General features: G+C 55.0%; 16 protein-coding genes. 5 read left to right on the forward strand and 11 right to left on the reverse strand.

Features of this window, described 5'->3' with window-relative positions:
• The first annotated feature begins 18 nt into the window (after positions 1-18).
• On the forward strand, positions 19-1,284 hold the full coding sequence (locus LEPIL_RS10445; protein WP_002772436.1) for an alpha/beta hydrolase: 1,266 nt from the start codon (positions 19-21) through the stop codon (positions 1,282-1,284).
• Positions 1,285-1,299: 15 nt separating this feature from the next.
• A complete protein-coding gene (locus LEPIL_RS22015; protein ID WP_002772437.1) occupies positions 1,300-2,142 on the forward strand; it encodes an SGNH/GDSL hydrolase family protein in 843 nt (280 codons plus the stop codon).
• 52 nt (positions 2,143-2,194) lie between these two features.
• Here the strand turns inward: LEPIL_RS22015 and LEPIL_RS10455 are convergent, their stop codons facing one another.
• The 3 genes from LEPIL_RS10455 to LEPIL_RS22020 all read right to left on the reverse strand — a co-directional run bounded on the left by LEPIL_RS10455 (position 2,195) and on the right by LEPIL_RS22020 (position 4,278).
• Positions 2,195-3,301: an Lsa36 family surface (lipo)protein gene (locus LEPIL_RS10455; RefSeq protein WP_002772438.1), complete on the reverse strand. Its 1,107-nt coding sequence runs from the start codon at positions 3,299-3,301 to the stop codon at positions 2,195-2,197.
• A gap of 102 nt (positions 3,302-3,403) precedes the next feature.
• Positions 3,404-3,814: a biopolymer transporter ExbD gene (locus tag LEPIL_RS10460; RefSeq protein WP_002772439.1), complete on the reverse strand. Its 411-nt coding sequence runs from the start codon at positions 3,812-3,814 to the stop codon at positions 3,404-3,406.
• Positions 3,811-4,278 carry a MotA/TolQ/ExbB proton channel family protein gene (locus LEPIL_RS22020; protein ID WP_002772440.1) on the reverse strand — a complete coding sequence of 156 codons (468 nt, stop codon included), beginning with the start codon at positions 4,276-4,278 and terminating at the stop codon, positions 3,811-3,813. The genes LEPIL_RS10460 and LEPIL_RS22020 overlap by 4 nt, the downstream gene beginning before the upstream one ends.
• Positions 4,279-4,362: 84 nt before the next feature.
• Between LEPIL_RS22020 and tsaE the strand changes: the two genes are divergently transcribed.
• Genes tsaE through LEPIL_RS10480 form a run of 3 tightly spaced genes read left to right on the forward strand, consistent with a single transcriptional unit; the run spans position 4,363 to position 7,868 of the window.
• Complete coding sequence (gene tsaE / locus LEPIL_RS22025) at positions 4,363-4,857, forward strand: tRNA (adenosine(37)-N6)-threonylcarbamoyltransferase complex ATPase subunit type 1 TsaE (RefSeq protein ID WP_002772442.1); 495 nt, start codon at positions 4,363-4,365, stop codon at positions 4,855-4,857.
• Complete coding sequence (gene tsaB / locus LEPIL_RS22030) at positions 4,854-5,534, forward strand: tRNA (adenosine(37)-N6)-threonylcarbamoyltransferase complex dimerization subunit type 1 TsaB (RefSeq protein ID WP_002772444.1); 681 nt, start codon at positions 4,854-4,856, stop codon at positions 5,532-5,534. Before tsaE ends, tsaB begins: the two co-directional genes overlap by 4 nt.
• 3 nt (positions 5,535-5,537) lie before the next feature.
• Entirely contained in the window at positions 5,538-7,868 is a 2,331-nt protein-coding gene (locus LEPIL_RS10480) for a ribonuclease R family protein (RefSeq protein ID WP_002772445.1), read from the forward strand.
• Positions 7,869-8,133: 265 nt separating this feature from the next.
• On the opposite strand, the gene LEPIL_RS10485 is transcribed toward LEPIL_RS10480, so the two are convergent.
• From LEPIL_RS10485 to carA, 8 genes are all read right to left on the reverse strand, one after another.
• The gene (locus LEPIL_RS10485) at positions 8,134-10,080 is read right to left on the reverse strand and encodes a CASTOR/POLLUX-related putative ion channel (protein ID WP_002772447.1); all 1,947 of its coding nucleotides are present in this window, start codon (positions 10,078-10,080) and stop codon (positions 8,134-8,136) included.
• 137 nt (positions 10,081-10,217) lie between these two features.
• Positions 10,218-10,964 (reverse strand): carbonic anhydrase, encoded by a 747-nt coding sequence (locus LEPIL_RS10490; RefSeq protein WP_002772448.1) that lies wholly within the window; start codon positions 10,962-10,964, stop codon positions 10,218-10,220.
• A gap of 74 nt (positions 10,965-11,038) precedes the next feature.
• Entirely contained in the window at positions 11,039-12,418 is a 1,380-nt protein-coding gene (locus LEPIL_RS10495) for a CPBP family intramembrane glutamic endopeptidase (RefSeq protein WP_002772450.1), read from the reverse strand.
• Entirely contained in the window at positions 12,387-13,340 is a 954-nt protein-coding gene (locus tag LEPIL_RS10500; protein ID WP_143464801.1) for a hypothetical protein, read from the reverse strand. Before LEPIL_RS10500 ends, LEPIL_RS10495 begins: the two co-directional genes overlap by 32 nt.
• Positions 13,294-14,031 (reverse strand): cytidylyltransferase domain-containing protein, encoded by a 738-nt coding sequence (locus LEPIL_RS10505; protein WP_040918645.1) that lies wholly within the window; start codon positions 14,029-14,031, stop codon positions 13,294-13,296. The genes LEPIL_RS10500 and LEPIL_RS10505 overlap by 47 nt, the downstream gene beginning before the upstream one ends.
• The gene (locus tag LEPIL_RS10510) at positions 14,028-15,554 is read right to left on the reverse strand and encodes a spiro-SPASM protein (protein ID WP_002772451.1); all 1,527 of its coding nucleotides are present in this window, start codon (positions 15,552-15,554) and stop codon (positions 14,028-14,030) included. The genes LEPIL_RS10505 and LEPIL_RS10510 overlap by 4 nt, the downstream gene beginning before the upstream one ends.
• Positions 15,551-16,567: a peptidylprolyl isomerase gene (locus tag LEPIL_RS10515; protein ID WP_002772452.1), complete on the reverse strand. Its 1,017-nt coding sequence runs from the start codon at positions 16,565-16,567 to the stop codon at positions 15,551-15,553. Before LEPIL_RS10515 ends, LEPIL_RS10510 begins: the two co-directional genes overlap by 4 nt.
• Before the next feature lie 2 nt (positions 16,568-16,569).
• Entirely contained in the window at positions 16,570-17,655 is a 1,086-nt protein-coding gene (carA, locus tag LEPIL_RS10520) for a glutamine-hydrolyzing carbamoyl-phosphate synthase small subunit (protein WP_002772453.1), read from the reverse strand.
• Between the last annotated feature and the right edge of the window lie 106 nt (positions 17,656-17,761).

Genomic DNA, 17,761 nt, shown 5'->3' on the forward strand with positions numbered 1-17,761 from the left:
TCAAAACGAATCAGAATTATGTCGGGAAATCGTCCGGGGCCGCTTACCGTTCTTCTGACCTTTGTCATCCTGGCCGGCGGGGCGGCGATGGCGGGCGGATTCGCCTTCTTTCTTGCTCTACTGGTCTCGGTGCTCATCCTTCTTTATCCGCTGCTTCTGCCGCTCTGGAAGAAGCTCTATGGCCTGCCCGATACGGCCGACCAGGTTTTCTATGCCCGCACCGAAGACGGCTGGTATCTTGCCCTGCACTACCATGAGCCGCGTGTTCCGCTGAAAGGCGCCCTTCCCGTTCTGCTCGTGCATGGCATCGCCACGAACAAATCGGGCGTCGACCTCGACGAGTATCATAGCGTCGCCTGTTATCTTAAGTCGCGCGGATTTCCCGTTTTCGCCGTCAGCCTTCGCGGAGCGGGCCTGTCGCATCGTAAGCAACGCTATGCGCGCAAAGAGCGCTTCACGTTCGACGATCATGTGCGTCTTGACGCTCCGGCGATGATACGACGCGTCATTGAACTGACCGGAGCGCCGGCTTTAAACTGGGTCGGCTACTCGATGGGAGGCATGATCGGCAACGCCTTCTGCGGCTCCGATTCTCCCGAGGTCAAATACGTTCAATCCCTTGTTACGATCGGCAGCCCCGGAAAGGCCGACCATGTAAAGGGATTGCTCATGGATCGACTTGTGAAGCATCCCTGGGTGAAGCATATTCTGCCGCTGCAACCGGGATCGGCCGTGCTTGCCCCTCTCGGAGGCTGGATTCAAACCCCCATCGATCGCATTCTGTACAATCCCGAAACGGTGCGTCGCCGTACCGTTCAGCTAATGCTGCAGAACGCCATCACTGAGGTTAACCAGGGCCTGCTTGACGAGATGGCGCGCTGGGTGCGCGAAGGGAACGAGTCGTCCAACGACGGCCTGATCGAGTACAGGCGCAGCTACGAGCGAATACGATGTCCGACGCTGATGATTGCCGGCGCCGGCGATCATATCGCTCCGCCCATTCAGGTGCGCTTCGCCTTCGAAAAATGCGGATCGCGCACGAAGAAATTCATACTGGCCGGTAAACGCCAGGGATACGAACATGACTACTGCCACATCGGGCTCGTCATGGGTGAAGATGCGCCCGACGAGGTATTCCCGCAGATCGTTCTATGGCTTGAAGAACACGGCGTCGTCAGGCAGAGTAAGGTCAAAACCTGGGTGGAGAGGATAAAACAGAACCTCTCTTTGCGTAAAGCTCTGAAAAAACCTTCGCGCCCTATCAAACGAAAAACTGAAAGATAACACGGTAATACAACGATGAAAAAATCCATCCTTCCTGGCGCCCTTTTATACCTCTTTGCCGCCTGCACGACCCCGTATACGCACCTCAGAGGGGCGCCCGGCACGGATTACTTCAGGCCGGAGTTCGCCTGCAAGAAAGGAGCTCTCCCTAAAGAACAGGATGCCCTGTACCTGCTCATGCGCGAGAAGCTGCGCACGGCGGCGTTTCGTGCTCCGGTTTCAGAGTCGCCGTTTATGGTCATCGCCGGCGAGTCGACGGCCGCTCTTTTTGATGAACGCATCTATAAAAAGGAATTATCTGAATTCACGATTCTGAATCGCGCCATCGGCGGCGAGACGACGCCTCTTTTGCTTTCGGCCATGGATCAGGATATTATCGCACTGCGTCCGAAGGTTATCTTTATCTCCATCGGCGGCAACGATATTATGGGCGGACGATGTCTGAGCGAGATTCGCGAGAACGTGCGGCTGTTTCTCTTCAAGGTGCGCACGCAGCTTCCCGAAACGCACGTCATCCTCGCCGGTGTTCCGCCTGTTCTCTCGTGGAAGGTAAACAGCGTCACTCCGTATTTCAATGCCATGATGGCCGATCTTGCAAAAGAATCCGGGCCGAAGGTCGAGTACTTTGATCTGTGGCAGATCCTCGCCGATCCTGATCGCCCCGTTTTGCAGCAGCGCTTTGCCGTCTTAATTCATCCACAGCTCACGTTCATGCAGCGTATGATGGGGAACAAAGAACAGGATCTTATCGAGTACGATCGCATTCATTTTAACGAATACGGTTATATCGAAATTGCCCGCCACCTGAAGCCCGTTCTCACTCGCATTCGCGAATCACAGGAGAAGCCGGCTAAATAGCGGCCGGCTCAATAAAAGCGGGTAAAATGACGGCCGGGCCCGGAGCAGGGCCTCAAAACACCATGCGTACGCCGGCGCTGGCCGAATAGACCTCTCTATTCCCGGCCGCATCGACGAAGATCTTCAAGAACGGGATATTGAGTTCAAGACCGAGCGACGCGAAGGCCTGTGTCGGTCGACTCGGACCGCCCGCCCCTTTCATCGTCAGATCAAGATAGGAATCGGGCAACGTCACTCCGAGTAAGGCCGCATAGTCGTTATCGGCATAAGCGCGGCCGTAGCGCTTTAGCTCGAGATTCGAGCTTCCCTTTGCCCAGGCCACTCCGCCACCAAGCGACAGGCGAAAGAGATAGAGAAACTGAAATCCGGTTCTTATGCTGACGGGAAAAACGTCCATCTTCGAGCTGTAGGTGATGCGATCCTCGGCGTTCCAGATGATCGTAGTCCCCGATCCTGCCTTCACCTTCACCTTTGAATTGGCACGCGTGTATTCCAGCTTCTGCTCCACGCGGTTATAACCGACGCCTAACGACATTCCCGTAAATGCAAACCAGAAAGCGCCGCGATCGCCGCCTTCCATGAGATGATAACGCAGCTCGCCGCCGATGGATTTAGAGAAGCCGCCGTAGTCTTCATCCTTCTTCGGTTTTGCAAACTCTTTCATGTCAGAAAGAGACATATTGAGCCCGGAAACATAGAAGTCAAAGCGATGAAGCGAAAAGGGCGATGTTGACGACCAGTCATGCGGCTCTCCCGAGAACATATAGCCGACGTTGAACCCTATGAAGATGCGCGGAACGACAGCGAACCCTCCGGACGGCATATCTTCAAGCAGGCCATAGTCAGGCACATAGACGTTCAGCTTGCGTTGCTCGGTGGCGCCGGCAACGATCTGCGTTCCGATCGTAAACTCTCTGAGATTAACGACTCCAGACGGAGATAGATGCACGCCAGCCATTACAGAGGCGTCGGACATATCTTTGAGTATTTCATTCAGATACTGTGTTTCCAGCGAATGGAATACCTGATCAAGCTGTGCATTATTAATCGGAAGCGACGAACAGGCCGCTCCTGAGCAAATCAGCTGCGCCTGCAATCCGGAAAGCGGAAACATCACGACACCCAGTAGCGGGCCCAGCAGTATCCATCGAAGCTTCATTCTCACGTCCTGTTGTCCTCTTCTTTATCAGACAGTTAGAATCTCTGATTTTCCGTAAAAAAAACTGCTGTCCGCTCGAAAAAGCCCGAGGCGCTATATATCTCAATCGCTTTTCTGAACGGCCAGATCAGCGCCATCACATGCCTTCAACGTTTCAAGCACCTGAACAAAATCCTCGTAGATGACGGCCCGATCCACGCGCAAAAGAACCCTCCTCTTCTCAGTACACAGATCGAGAAGCTGCTTGCGATGTGCGGTCAGGTCGGCCAGCGGAAAGCGCTCGCTGCTCTCACCGTATTTGAGGAAGACCTCCTGATTCGACGAAAGCTCGACCAGCAACGCCGGATCATTGCCCGCTTCTTCATCCCTGGTATTCACCTCGGGAAGCCGGAGATCAAGATAGTTCTCGGGCTTCAGATTGAGCGAGATCATCAGAAAAAGCAGCAGGATAAAAAGCACATCGAGCAGAGAGTTGAGCGAAATACCTGCCTCTTCTTCAGGCCAGCGCTTCATCGCCTCTCGCCTTCGGATCGACGGCGCAGGGCCGCTCGCTCCGCCTTTTCGAAAAGGTCGCGAAACACAAAATGCAGCGCCGTTCCGGGAATGGCCATCGCCAGACCGACGACGGTCGTGATCAAGGCCTGATTGATGCCGCGCGCAAACGTATCGGGGCTGATGTTCTGGGCCACCTCCATATCGGCGAAGGCAGCCTGAATGCCGGTTACCGTTCCGAAAAGGCCGAGCAGCGTCGCAATACCGGCCAGGCGGTTCATCCAGAGGATGGCGCTCCGATACGGAAAAACCCATCGATCGAGAAAATCCTCCGTCGACTCATCGGCAGAGGCATACAGGTCGGGTGAAAGATGTCTTAGCTTGAAAAACCCGGAAAGCACATAGAGGATCAGGGCAAGATAGATCAAAGAACATAAGGCAAGCGGCACCATGACGGGCCCGCCTTTCATCAACCAGGTCAGCATCGGAGTAATTTCACAGGGCGCGCCGACGGGCAAAGCAATATTTCCTCGACAGAGCGACAATCTCTATAAATATAGTGAAGATAGATGCAGGAGGAGCCATCCCAGACGCCAGACGGGGAGACGCTTCTGGAAACGGTTCGTTCAAACGACGAATCTGACACAGAGGCCTTCGCTCATCGTCTCTTCTCCCGCTATTTACTCGATCTGCCCGGCGCCGTGCTGCTACTCGACGGAGATCTGGGTGCCGGAAAGACTGCGTTCTGCAGAGCTCTCGGTCGCTTGCTTGCCATCGACGAGCCCGTAAACAGCCCGACGTTCAACCTCCTGCACCAGCACAGCGGAAAAAAAGGCGTCCTCTGCCATTACGACCTCTATCGTATCTCAGAGATGGAGCTTGAGGAGCTGGAGTTCCCCGATCTCTGGGCAGACGTCGTCGATCAGCGATTCACCATTCATGCCATCGAATGGTGGAGGCGTGCCGGATCGATTCATTCCCGACTGCCGGTGTTCCGGATCGAGCTGGAGTTTCATCCGCCCGAAGAACACCGGACCATCCATCTTTACAGGAGAAACGCTTGAACTGTCTGGTTATCGACTGCTCCACACGCTGGATCATTTGCGGCATTCATTCGCTGCATGACGGCGCCGTTATTCCTGGAGCAGAGATCCGGCTGGAGGCTCCGCGCGAAAGCTCGACTCGCCTCGTGGCCGAAATCGGAGCACTGGTCAAGCGGACGGGATTGCGTCCCGACTACATCCTGAGCGCCCTCGGTCCCGGTTCCTTTACCGGATTGCGCATCGGCGTGACGACGGCCCGCGATCTGTCGCAGCTGTGGAATATTCCCGCCGCCGGCATCGACACGCTTACGCTGTATGGATGGGCCGTCAGAGAGCATGACTCGATAGAGGAACCTTTCGCCCTTCTTTTCGACGGCAGACAGAAGCGCTACTATACGAAGAAGATCACCAACGATCTTTTCACGACTCGCGATGAGATCATCGTCGACCTTGATCCGCTCGAATTCGAAAGCATCGGTCTTTCGCAGGTTTATGTCGATGATCCCTCTTCGCTTTCCTTACCCGAACGGGTGCGGATACGAACGATACCGCCAGAGGCGTTAACCGCTCGCTCCTTTTTTGAAACGGCCCTGAAGCTGGATGCCTTTCATCCGGAGAAGAGCTGGAAGGATCTGATTCCGGTATATATTCGTGATAATCCCGCCCGCCCCAACCAACCGGCATCGGCCGCTCAATAAAACATGAGAACAGACCAATTACTACAGTACCTTGAAAAACATCAGGGCAAAGAAATCAGCAAGAAAGAGATCGAACGCCTGACGGCGAAAAAAGACCGACGAAAAGGACGCCTGCGCGGATTCTTCGACGTTCCCGACACCGACGAGGTGCTTGAAGATCTCGCCTCTCTCGGCCTCATCAAACGCGAACGAAACTCGTATCTCGTACGCAAGCCTTTTTTGATCGAGGCGAAGGCGAGCATGAATCCGGCCGGCCTCATCTTCGCCATGCCGCGGCTTTCTGCCCGCGAGAAAGATAAAGTGCGCGATCTCTTTATTCCGCCGGCAAAAGGCGCCGGAGCGCTTTCCGGAGATATCGTCGCCGTAAGACTCGTCGATCGCAAGAAGGATCGCTTCGAAGGCGAGGTGATCTCAGTCGTCAAGCGCGCACGACGCTTTCATCGTTTTCGCGTGCTCACCGTCGGTAAAGACGGCATGACGCCCGGCGTGCTTCTTGATATGCCGGGCAAATTCACCTCGCTTATCAATCTGAAAGGATTGCCCGCCGATACGCGATCCCGTATCAAAACCGACACCGTACTCATCGTAGAGCTTCGCGGTCGTAACGTTCGTTACCAGAACGCCTTCTTTCATGAGGCAAGCTTCGTGCGCTTCGAAGATGAAACGGAGTTCGACCTCGACTTCGATCGCATTCTCTTAAAATATGATCTTGATCCGGCGTATGCCGATCTGCCCTTCCCTGCCATAGATCCCGACGACCAGAAGCAGGTTCCCGACTGGAAAAAGCGAAAGGATCTGCGCAAGCTTTACACGATCACCATCGACGGCGCCGATTCGAAAGACTTTGACGACGCCCTGAGCCTTGAGATCGTATCAAAGCGAAAATGGCGGCTCTACGTTCATATTGCCGACGTTTCCTTCTACGTGCAGAAAGGCAGCCCTCTTGATGAAGAGGCGCTTTCGCGTTCGACGTCCTATTACCTGGCAAACAGAGTCGTGCCGATGCTTCCGCCCGAGCTCTCTGAAAATCTCTGTTCGCTTGTCGCCGATCATAACCGGCTCGCCGTCACCGCCGAGATGGAGATTGATCCGGCTACGGGACGTATTAAATCGTCGACCTTCTATCGCTCGATCATCAGAGTCGATAAGCGTTATACATACGATATCGCCGAAACGAGGCTCGATCGCGAAGACGGGCCCGATGCCGATCCGATCCTGCCGGCGCTCTGGCAGCTGGCGCAGAAACAGAAGGCCGATCGTATGAAGATGGGCCGGATCGATCTTGAAATCGCCGAGCCTAAATTCAAGTTCGGCGAACAGGATCGCGTCATCGCCATCGAAACGAGAGCACGCCTTCGATCGAGCATGTTGATCGAAGAATGCATGCTTTCGGCGAATACGGCCGTCGCCGCTTTTTTAAAGAAGAAGAAGGCTCCGACGCTGTACCGCATCCATTCGACGATGGATGAAACGAAGCTCGAAACGCTGAACGCCTTCTTTGATATCTATAATATCGACTGTCGTCTGGATGATACAGACCCGGCTTCACTACAGGAAGCGCTTGAAATCGCCCGCGCAAAGGGGCCGCTTGAAAGCCGTATCTTCAATATGTTGCTTCTTCGTTCCTTCATGCAGGCGCAGTACAGCCCCGAGCCCGTCGGCCACTGGGGCCTGGGATTCGAAGACTACTGTCACTTCACCTCGCCCATACGACGTTATCCAGACCTCGTCGTGCATCGCTCTCTTGTGAATCTGATCGAGAAGAAAAAGCCCGCCTACGTCGACGATGAGATGGATGTGCTCGCTCTGCAAACCAGCGAGAAGGAGCGCCACGCCATGGAGGCGGAGCGCGATATGTGGAAGCTGAAGCTCATCCGCTTTATCGAGCAGAGCGGACGTACGGAGTTCCACGGATTCTTAACAGGCTTCAGGCCCGATCTCGTCTACCTCGAACTCGAAGAATGCCCCGTCGAGGGCATCGTGCCGGCCATGCATCTGAGCTCCGAAGGCGAGCTTGTGCTGCCCGACCCGTTCTCTGTGTATATCAAGCGCCTTTCGCGGCCGGCCTTTCTTGGAGAGCGCTGGAAGCTTGAACTGGATCGTATCGACACCGAGGCGCTGCGGCTTTACTTCAAGCCGGTCTGGGGAACGGAAGAGCGCGCCCTCGGCCGTTCACCGAACCAGAAGAATCAGGGCCAGAATCGCAGAGGCCCGCGCAATCAGAATGGCCAGAGTAACGGAAATCGCAACGGGCGTCAGAACAATCGAAGACGAAACGATTCCCGCGGCTCAAAGGATTCGCGAGGCCCACAGTCTGGAGAACGTCGGCGCTGAGATGAGTATCCGTTCCGATGCTGCTATTGCGCTTAAGGAGCCCAGGGAACGATCGGCAGAGCCGTTTGTTCCCTGCATTTCTGTCTCTCCTGTATCGATTCCAGACACAACAATAGTCCTGCGTCGGCAAGCTCCTGGCGGGAACTGAACAACACGGCCACAGAGCACATATCGTTTGCGTCCGCCTCCTGATAGCAAAGGCTTCGCGGGCTACTGCATGCCGTCATAGCCACAGAGACAAGCAGTAACCTGTAAAAGGACACGACTACTCCATCTCTTCGGCTAACGTAATCAAGAAGTCGGCCGACGTCAGTTCGAAGATACGGCTTTTCGGCGGATTGATATAGATTCCGTGGTTGCCGTTTCCGTTATGTTCTTCGGCACTGATACGAACTCCAAAGCAGGATTCGCCGCGCTTTAAAGCGGCGGCACAGAGATCGCCGAAGCTGATACGCGAGGGAATGCTGCTCATATACAGCGAAAGCGGCTTGATGTAGATCTCGCTGCCTTCGGCTCCGAACAACTCGTCATAGGCCTTGAGCACCTCGGCCTCTTCCGATGCCTGGGCGTATATCTTCGAGACGAATTTATTCGAAATAAGGAAGTCGCGAACGCCGACCTCCTGAATCACCTCAATGTTATTTGAATCGGCCACCTCGCTGATGAGCTGCGTGCGCACGTTCTTATTGCCCGAATTCTTGAAGTAGTGTCGGAATTCCAGAAGCATCGCAATCGTCGCCGCATCGCGCAGCTCCGGGTCGCCTCCGTCTTCTTTTAAGAGAATGACGTTGTCGTAGAGTTCGGGCGTCAGCGAGTGCATGGCTGCGGGGTCGTGCAGATCCATCTCCTGAAGCTTCATCTGAATCCCTTCGTGTCGCCCCCTGATCTCTTCGAATTCGGCGCGCATCTCGTCGCTCATCCGCGGAACGACGACGACGATCTCTGATCCCGAAGCCAGATAGTCGGAGTATTCGTCGACAATAATCGCCGACTTGCGGCTCCAGCCAACGATAAGCTGTCGCTCGATCCGTCGCGGAGGAGCGGCGTGCCCTGGCTCGGTCGGCGTCGTCGCCTTGATCGCAGTTTCAAGATACCTTATATCGGAGTCGTCTTCGGCGATCAGAAGAAGCTCCCATGCGTCATCGATCACCGTGCTCGCCGGAGGATTGGCCACGACTTCGCCGTCGGGCTTGCGGTATCCAATCACTGAGCTTGTAGCGAAGTGAAAGACGAGGTCGCCGTAGGTTTTCCCGCCCCATCCGCGCGGATTCTTATAATAATAGAATTCGCAGCCTTCAAAGCCGACAAGGTTATCATAGACAAAGGCGAGGCCCGGAACTCGCGACGTCTGCACCATCAGCTTGGCCAGTAAAGACTGCTCTTCGATTACGTTTATCTGAGGAGCGATGCCTCTTGCCAGCTTGCGCTTATTCTCAAGATGAAACTCGGCAAGGATGGGCGGCACGTTCGCCTCACCGGTGCAGGCGATGATGGCCATGATCGTTTTCAACACACGGGCATCGGCAAGCTCCTTATCGTCGTGCTCGGCGTCGGCGGCGACGTCGTTCAGAATGATGATGCTTTTCGCGTCGATGACGCTCAATCGCTCAAGCGTCTGCACGCTTGATGATACGCCCGATCGCGTGATGATGCGCGTCGACTTCGTATCTTCGATCTGCTCTCTGAAGAAGTCGTCCATGGCATCCTTCTCTTCAGCCGAAAGAACGACGATGGCCGCATCGCGCTCAGATTCGTTAGCCACGATAAGCTCACGCACGATTTCAAGAACGCGATCGCCGAAGCCCAGGATCAGCGTATGGCCTTTTTCGACGACCAGGCTGCGTCCTTTGCGCAGATCGTCGAGCTTCGCTTCAAACTGGCTGGTAATAAAGGCGACAAGGCTCGAGAAGAGAACAAGGCCAAGAAAGATGGTTATAATGCCCATCACCTTATTCACGACGGAGCTATCTCCGTCTTCGGCGACGGCGCCGGCATCAGAGATCTGTAAGAAGACGCGCCAGAGCTGATCTGTCAGAGAGCCGACCGTCTCATCGGGCAGCATGAGATTCGCCACAAATCGGATGACGGCCATCAAAAGAAAAGCCGCAGCAAATAGGGAAAGCAAGGCCAGGAAGATGGAAAGGCCGCCCCCCGACATGAAATTATCGAATCTGTATTGTAATCGGGCGATCAGCCCCGGCCGTTTCTTCATCAATCCGCTCCGCGAAAAATATGATCAACATACCGGAACGTCACTTCTGTCAGTCAATACATTAACGGCCGCACAAAACCTCTTTACAGACTCCCGCCGGTCGACCGACGGGAGTCCTCGCCTACAAAACGGCAATATCACATCTTGCTTTCCAGAACGCGACCCTGCATCGGTTGCACGGGCCGTGCGTTCCCGTTATAAAACTGCTTGCGAAAACGCGAAAGCTGTTCGGGTGAGGCGGTGACCGTTCGTCGCGCCACGCTCCAGAGTACGCCCTCGGAACAGGGAGGCGTCGTCAGCGATCCTGAGTATTGATAATAGCCCGTTTGCGCGGGAAGCAGTGTAGCCGGCTGAAACGTTGCGGCCAGATCCTTTTCCTGCCCGGCGGCATCGGGAAACGACTGTAGCAGGGACTCAAGAGCGGCCGATGCCGTGCCTTCCTCGAAAAGCACGCCGATCACGGCAAGTGAGCCGGATGAACTCTTATGAACAAGATGCACCTCAAGAGGATAGGCGCGCCCGTTGATCTTATGCTCGGACGGCGCATGAAAATGCAACTGCAACAGCTCGTATCTTTGGCCGGCAATCACGGCGACGCTTGGTGCGGAGTTATTCAGCTGCACGGTATGGCCGTTATTCAACGTCTTCATCGCCGTCGGCTGATACTGAATCATGATATCGGATGCGCCGGTCGGTCGCGCCATAAGAGGCTGTATATCAATCGGAGATTGGTTCTTGCCCGTAGAGCAGAGTTTAAAGTCATCCTGTAACTCACCCCATTTCTCGGGACCGCCATGACCGCTATAACTCCAGTGAGCGTGGTCCTTTGTTCCGTGGCATTGCAGCAAAAGCACTGCAAGCATTGCAATCAACAGTCGTTTCATTCCACGACGCTACGGCCGTCATTTCAAGAAGGCAAGCCGTTTTTACGCTCATCCCCCTTGCCGAATAGCAAACATCAAAACAGCAGCTGCATGAATAGGAAGGCCAGTCCGTTGACGATCATATGTGTGACGATGGGGGCGACGATTCCAGGACGATGCTCTCGCAGAATGGCAAGTCCCGCTCCAAGTACCGTAAGCTGAGGCATAAGCACGGCGCTGTATGGATGAATGACAGCGAAAAAGAAGCCGCTGAAAAGCGCTGCAAGAAATCCCTGGAACCGAAAGCGAAAGAAGCCATAGACGAAATTCCGAAAGATCACCTCTTCTACGATCGGCGCGATCACAACGGCGAGCAGAAAGACCTCCAGACGATGTCCATCGACATACTGCACGATAGGATGCACGGAAGGCACTGCCTCGCCTCCGGCAAGCGTAACGGCAATCAATGTGGCAAGAGCGCCCACGGGAAAGATCACGGCCCAGGCAACGATACCGACACCGATCTCTTTAAATAAAGACGGCAAAAACGGACGCTGCGTAGGAGCGGTATCATTCTCTGATGAGACCTGATCAAATACGGGAACCCAGAAAAGCCAGCGCAGCATCTCGGGCCTTGTTTCACTTTTAAAATAAAGAAGGGAGATCAGGAAGGCTGCCGGGATCAAAACAAAATTAAACGGAAGCATCCACTGCTCGCTTAAAAAGCGCGAAAGGATCATGCCGACCGGAAACATGACGAATAAAAAGAGAATCGCCGTTTCCATGAAAACGGGTTGCTGCGCCGGCTTCACCGTATCAAGGAAGCGGCCGAAGTATGCCGGCGGTCGGTTAAAGAAGAATCGCACCGCTCCATAAAGCCCCAGAGTGATAATGAAAAGAAAGACGATACTGCCGATGTTAATTGCGGTGAGCAACGATGCGGCCTTTTCTTTCACCTTTTTATGCTCTATCGCATAACGCTCGGGATCGTTTCTCTTCAAATAATCCAGAACGGCAAGCTCCGTCGCCGGCATAGTCAGAATAGCGTCTCCCTCAGATGGTAGAGAACGGTCGGCATAGAGATTCTGAAAGGCTTCTTTATAAGGGCCAAGGCTCTTTTCATCATAACCGCCGATGTCTTCGCCGAGATGAGCCAGCACCATTCGCTTCTGCACCTGCACCTCTGGAGTACGAAAGGCCGGCTCACTGTCGATGGATTGTAACTGCCCGACAATGGCATTCTTGAGAACAGTCTTTTGTTCTTCGGTTTTCGCTTCGTCAATGTTCAGAGCTCCCGCTGCAATGAACTTGAAAAACAGATCGCTCTGCGTCTTTGTAAGATCTTCAAGTACGGCACTATCGGTCTTCGGCTCGGGACGCAGAAAGAACGAACCGAATACGGCCAGGAAAAGTATGAGAAAAGTAACGCTTCTGAGAATGCGGTCAGCGACGGGGGGATCTTTTTCCACTGTCATTCCATAACTCCTCGACGGTTCGAACCAGGCTGCGCAGTCCAGGACGCTCTATCACATCCTTCCTCCATGCCTGCACGTCCACGGAAAGGGAGCGCGCCATGGCGTCGAGAATCATCCCGGCCGTGGTGCCTTCCCGTCGTTCGACGGACCGGAACCAGCGAGCGCCCGTTTTACGCGACAGATACTCGCTCAGCCGGTCGTGCACGGCCGATCCCGTTTCGAGCAGTACAGGGTTTGCACCAAGCACCATCGCCTCCCAGAAGGTCATGCCCGGATACGTCAGAATAATATCGGTATCAAGCAACAGATCAAGATAGCGCGACCTCGTAAGGTAGGCGATCGTCGAAAGCCCGCCGGGCTTGCCCCCGACTCTTGTATAGAGAACCGAATCGTCCCCCGTCATGGAGGCGTCGATCTCATCGATCATCGTCGCATCCATGAATCCCTCGGGGCCGGCATAGAACGTTATCCGCGCAGCTCCGGGAAGCGCGGGTCGTCGCGGTCGGGCGATTCGCTCCGTTACCTCATCGTCAAAAAGGATGCGCCGGAAGATCTCGTCAAAACGATCGTCCAGCTCAGGATGCGGAAGCGTGTCATAAAAGACAATGCCACTATCGGCCGTTTTTCTTCGAGCATGCATGTTATCGATCGCAAGCACCCGAGTATCGCCAAAGGCTCCGGGGTCCATGTCTCTCGCATCAAGGATCAAGAGATCGACCGGCTCTGCGGCGACGATCTGCCTGGCCTGCTCTTCATCGTCGGCGATCATTCGCAGATGGCAGGGCATGCCCTTTTCATCGAGATGGCGCTTCAGCCTTTCCATACGCACCCTGTGCCCTGCTCCGGAATCAAGAGCAAGGATAAGGATGCGACGATCAGCCCCTGTCGAAACGTAGTTGTTCCACATCACGATTGCCTTCAAATAAACCAGGCATGGCAAGAAACAGATCAAGTAAGCCGATCAAGGAATCCTCTTCAAGCCTTTCCGCCACGGCGACCAGCGTATCATAGTCGCGCCGCTCGTCAACGGTCAGACGGGGAAGCGGGCCGCCATACTGCGTTCGCCTGCGCCAGGACATCATAACGGGCGACGACTCATGCAGCACGGCAAAGCGTTCAGGATGATGCTTGATATGCAGGCTGACATGCTCCCGGTGTATATCCTTTTCTTCTGGCGTGTCCGTCATCAAGGCCTGCATCGTGAAAACCTCCACGGCCGCTCCAAGAGGAAGATCGGTAAAAGAGAACAGCTCGACGCCGACTTCCTTCATACGATTCAAAGAAAGGACAATATGATCCGGATCCGTAAACGGATTGTCGGCCGTTGCCCGCACGATCACATCAAGATGCAAGGCAGTCGCCGCCTTACGATACCGCTCCCGCACATCATGCTCGGGCCCTGTAAGAAAAGGCAGCTTTTTTTCGACAAGATGCCGCCTGAGGTCTTCATCATCATCGGGAATAAGGAAGTAACATTGAATACCAGAGCGCGCAACTTGAGAGTAAACGCGCTCAACTACAGAGAGGGAAATCCTGAACGGCATCGGCAAAAAGCATTTTCCCGGCAGGCGGGTGGAGCGGCTTCGCGCCTGTATCAATACGGCGGCTTTCATGCGTTAAAGAAATACCAGTCGTCGCATGAGGCACATTGCGGCAACACGCTCTCATACTCGCCCTTCATCCATGAGAGATGCAGATTGCGTCGCGACTCAAAGACCGAGAGCAGATCGCTCTCGCGCAGGGTCGGGCCTCCAGAAAGCTTCTGTCTGCATACAGGCATCTCGCCCTTTGCATTAATAAAGAAATCAAAGGCAAGATGACGGCAGTAATCCCTGTTCAGAGGACTGAGATCGACGACGTCCAGAGCGGGAAGAGCATCGCCGAAGCGACTGTATTTGCCGATCAGCGGCCGCACCTTATCGGCCGGGAAGCGTTTCATGAAGCCATCGAGTTCTTCTTCATTCTCAGGCAGTCGGATCATCTCGGCGCAGACGTTTATCGCAACCGGATTCGCACAGATGGAATCAAGGAAGGAAAGAACGTCATTCAGGCGGTCAACTCCCATCCAGCGGCGGTACTGCGCCTGTTTTAATGACGGCAGCCTTACGATCAACGTCATCAGCGACGGCGATCGCTGCGATCCCCCCGATCGTTCCGATAGATTCCATGCGGCGACTAACGAATCAAGCCGAGATCGAGTGAGGCCCACGCCCGGTGTCTCGATATAAAGAGCCTTCACCACATCGATCGCAGAAAGAGCGGCGACAAAGTCATCCAGACCGGCATAGGCGAACGGATCACCCCGTCCGCCCAGACAGACGGTCACATCGTTCTCAAGCCGAAAAGCACGTAATGATTTCAGGATAAGCGACGCCTGTTCTTCGTCTAACGAATGCTTTTCAGTGGTCGGGTAGACTGTCGGCTGCACGGCCTGCTCCGTCGTGAGCTCGATCTCCAGATAAGACGGCTGTCGTCCGCAGAGATCCGCTTCAGAACGCACGACATCCGACAGCTGTTCGTGTACAAGGTCTGGGTATTTACGATATACACGAAGGGCACGATCGGCGGAACGGGCGTCCAGACAATCAAGACGCAGGCGATAGGCGCGCAGATCGGGCGTCGCATAATGCAGATCGATATCGACATCCTGAATATTGCGAAAGCAGAAGGCTCTCAGCGCCTCAATCGTCGGCTGCTGCATGCCCTCCGGAGGCATATCGGTAAAAAGATCGCCCGATACGATATCAAACAGGAACCCCGGAACGGCCGTATCGGAGTAAGAATAATGCGTGCGGAACTTCAGATGGCGTTCGAGCATCTGCATGCCCTGCCTGACGTCAAGAAACGGCACGATGCCTGGGAAAACGACGGCCACCTCATCAGCAGAGATGCAGCCATGCAGGGCAATCGCAATCGGACCGGAATAAGAACGAACGTTCACAGGGCCGATCTTCTCGTTGATCGCCGTCGCCAACCGCTCTGCCTGAGATGCGGCTGATACATTGCACAGTATATCAAGTTCCGGTTTATTCGATAGAGCGTGAATAAAATCGCCGAGGCGTCTGACAGAAGACGCAAGCAGTTCCTCATGCAGAACGGGAGGCGTTTCCAGACAGAGGATAACCCTGTTCGTCATTTCCCCTGAGGCTCTCCGGGCTTTCGAATAACAAGATTACGCTTTCGCTCTTCGATCCAGCGTTCGAAGGATTCATCGGCTTTATCGTAGAAAAGCTGCATGCGAATCATCTCGCGGATCTTCTCAAGAGAAACGGGGCGCTTCCCTTCAAGCAGAACGATGCGATATCGGTTCGTGCTATCGCGAAAGACGGGCGAAACCGCTCCTTGCGGAAGGTTATACAGCATACCGGCAAGCACGCGGTCTTCACGGGCCAGGTCATCGATGGGGATCCAGAGACGAATGCCGCCGCCGGCCTTAAACGGAGAAACGTTCTCGGGAAGCGATCGCGCTACGTCACCGAAACTCGCCGGATTCGCCGATACCTGAGAATGGACCTGGCGAGCACGTTTGTCGATTTCTCGCTCGGCGGCAATCGTCGGAGCAACAGGAAAAACGATCTCGCGAAAGAGCAGCTCCACGCCGACACGATGAGCGTTCTGTTTATAGAACTTTTCAACCTCTTTTTCATCGGGCTGCGGAATCGTCACTTTGATCTGAACGATCTGCTGTCGCACCATCTGATAGCGCAGGCTTTCCTTCCAGAGCCGGAACGAAACCTGCGTTTCGCGCTCGATGCGCGCCTTGAAGGCCTCTTCATCGGTCTCCTTTGCCATCTCCATGCGACGCTTGATCTCGTTATCAATGCGCTCATCGCTGACGACGATCGACTCCTCTTCGGCGACCTGATCGACGATGGATTTTTCAATGAGGAAGTTCTCCACTTCTTTCGGAGTCGCCCGTCCCTGACGGAAGAGCTTCACCAGAGCGGAGCCGTCTTCGTAATCGATATCGGTGATCGGTCGTGTTCCGACAAGCAGACGAACGGAGTTGATGCGCTCTCCCTCGACGGTGCTCTTATCGAATTTTTTGATCTGCGCCTGCTTCTCGTCGGCAGAAGAACATGCAGAGGCGAAAAGCGACAGAGCAAGAAAAAGCAGCGATCTGAGAGGCAGCGATAGGAAACGTTTCATGGTCAGCGCCGTCCTGCGTAATGGGCGTCGACCATCCGGTAGAAATCGGCGAACATATGCAGCGAATCATGCGGCCCCGGACTCGCCTCAGGATGATGCTGCACGCTGATCACGGGCCCCGCCGTGTCGCGAAAGCCTTCGACCGTCTGATCGTTCAGGTTCGTGTAGATGATGTCTAACCCTCCGGCGCCCGTCGTGTCTACGGCGAAGCCGTGGTTCTGCGCCGTAATCTCGACGCGTCCGGTTCGCACGTCGCGCACGGGCTGGTTACCGCCGCGGTGGCCGAACTTGAGCTTGTAAGTCTTCCAGTTGCGCGCAAGCCCGAGGATCTGATGACCGAGGCAGATGCCAAAGAGCGGCTTGCCCGAATCCAGAAGCGCACGAGTCGTCGTGATGGGCGTATGAAGCGGCTCGGGATCGCCCGGACCGTTCGAGAGAAAATAACAGTCGAATCCTTTCAGATCATCAAAGGACGTTCCGGCCGGGAAGACGTGGACCTCGAATCCGCTCTCATTCAGGTAACGCAGGATAGCACGCTTTACGCCGAAATCAAGCACGGCGATCTTATAACGTTTGCCCTCGGTCGAGCCGAACACATAGGGCTTCGTCGTCGTCACGACCGTCGCAAGATCCTGTCCGGTCATCGACGGAATCGAGCGCACTCGCTCAAGCATCTCTTGATTATAAGCGCCCTGAAAGATGCCGCCTCGCATCGCCCCTTCGTTGCGCAGAGTAAGAACCAGCTTTCGTGTATCGATGCCTTCGATGCCGGGAATGCCCTGCTCGATCAGGTAGTCGCCCAGAGACTGCTGCGAGAGATGATTCGAAGGGCGACGCACATATTGCTTCACCACAAATCCGGCGCACTGCACACGACCCGACTGATCATGCAACTCGTTCACGCCGTAGTTGCCGATCATGGGATAGGTCATCGTCACAATCTGTCCGCAGTAGGACGGATCTGTCAGGATTTCCTGGTATCCGCTCATCGACGTATTGAAGCAGACCTCGCCGGTCGACTCCTGAGAGGCTCCAAATGATCGGCCTCGAAATATCAGGCCATTTTCCAGTACAAGAACAGCAGTCACGGCGCCAGTTCACCTCCGTCAGGGAGACTGTCAAGCAGGGCCCGCCCGCACCCCCTGCGTGCGACGAGGTGACGCGCTCCTGCGTCAATCGTCGCCGCTCCGCACT

The organism is Leptonema illini DSM 21528 (assembly GCF_000243335.1).
GTDB classification, from domain to species: Bacteria; Spirochaetota; Leptospiria; order Leptospirales; family Leptonemataceae; genus Leptonema; species Leptonema illini.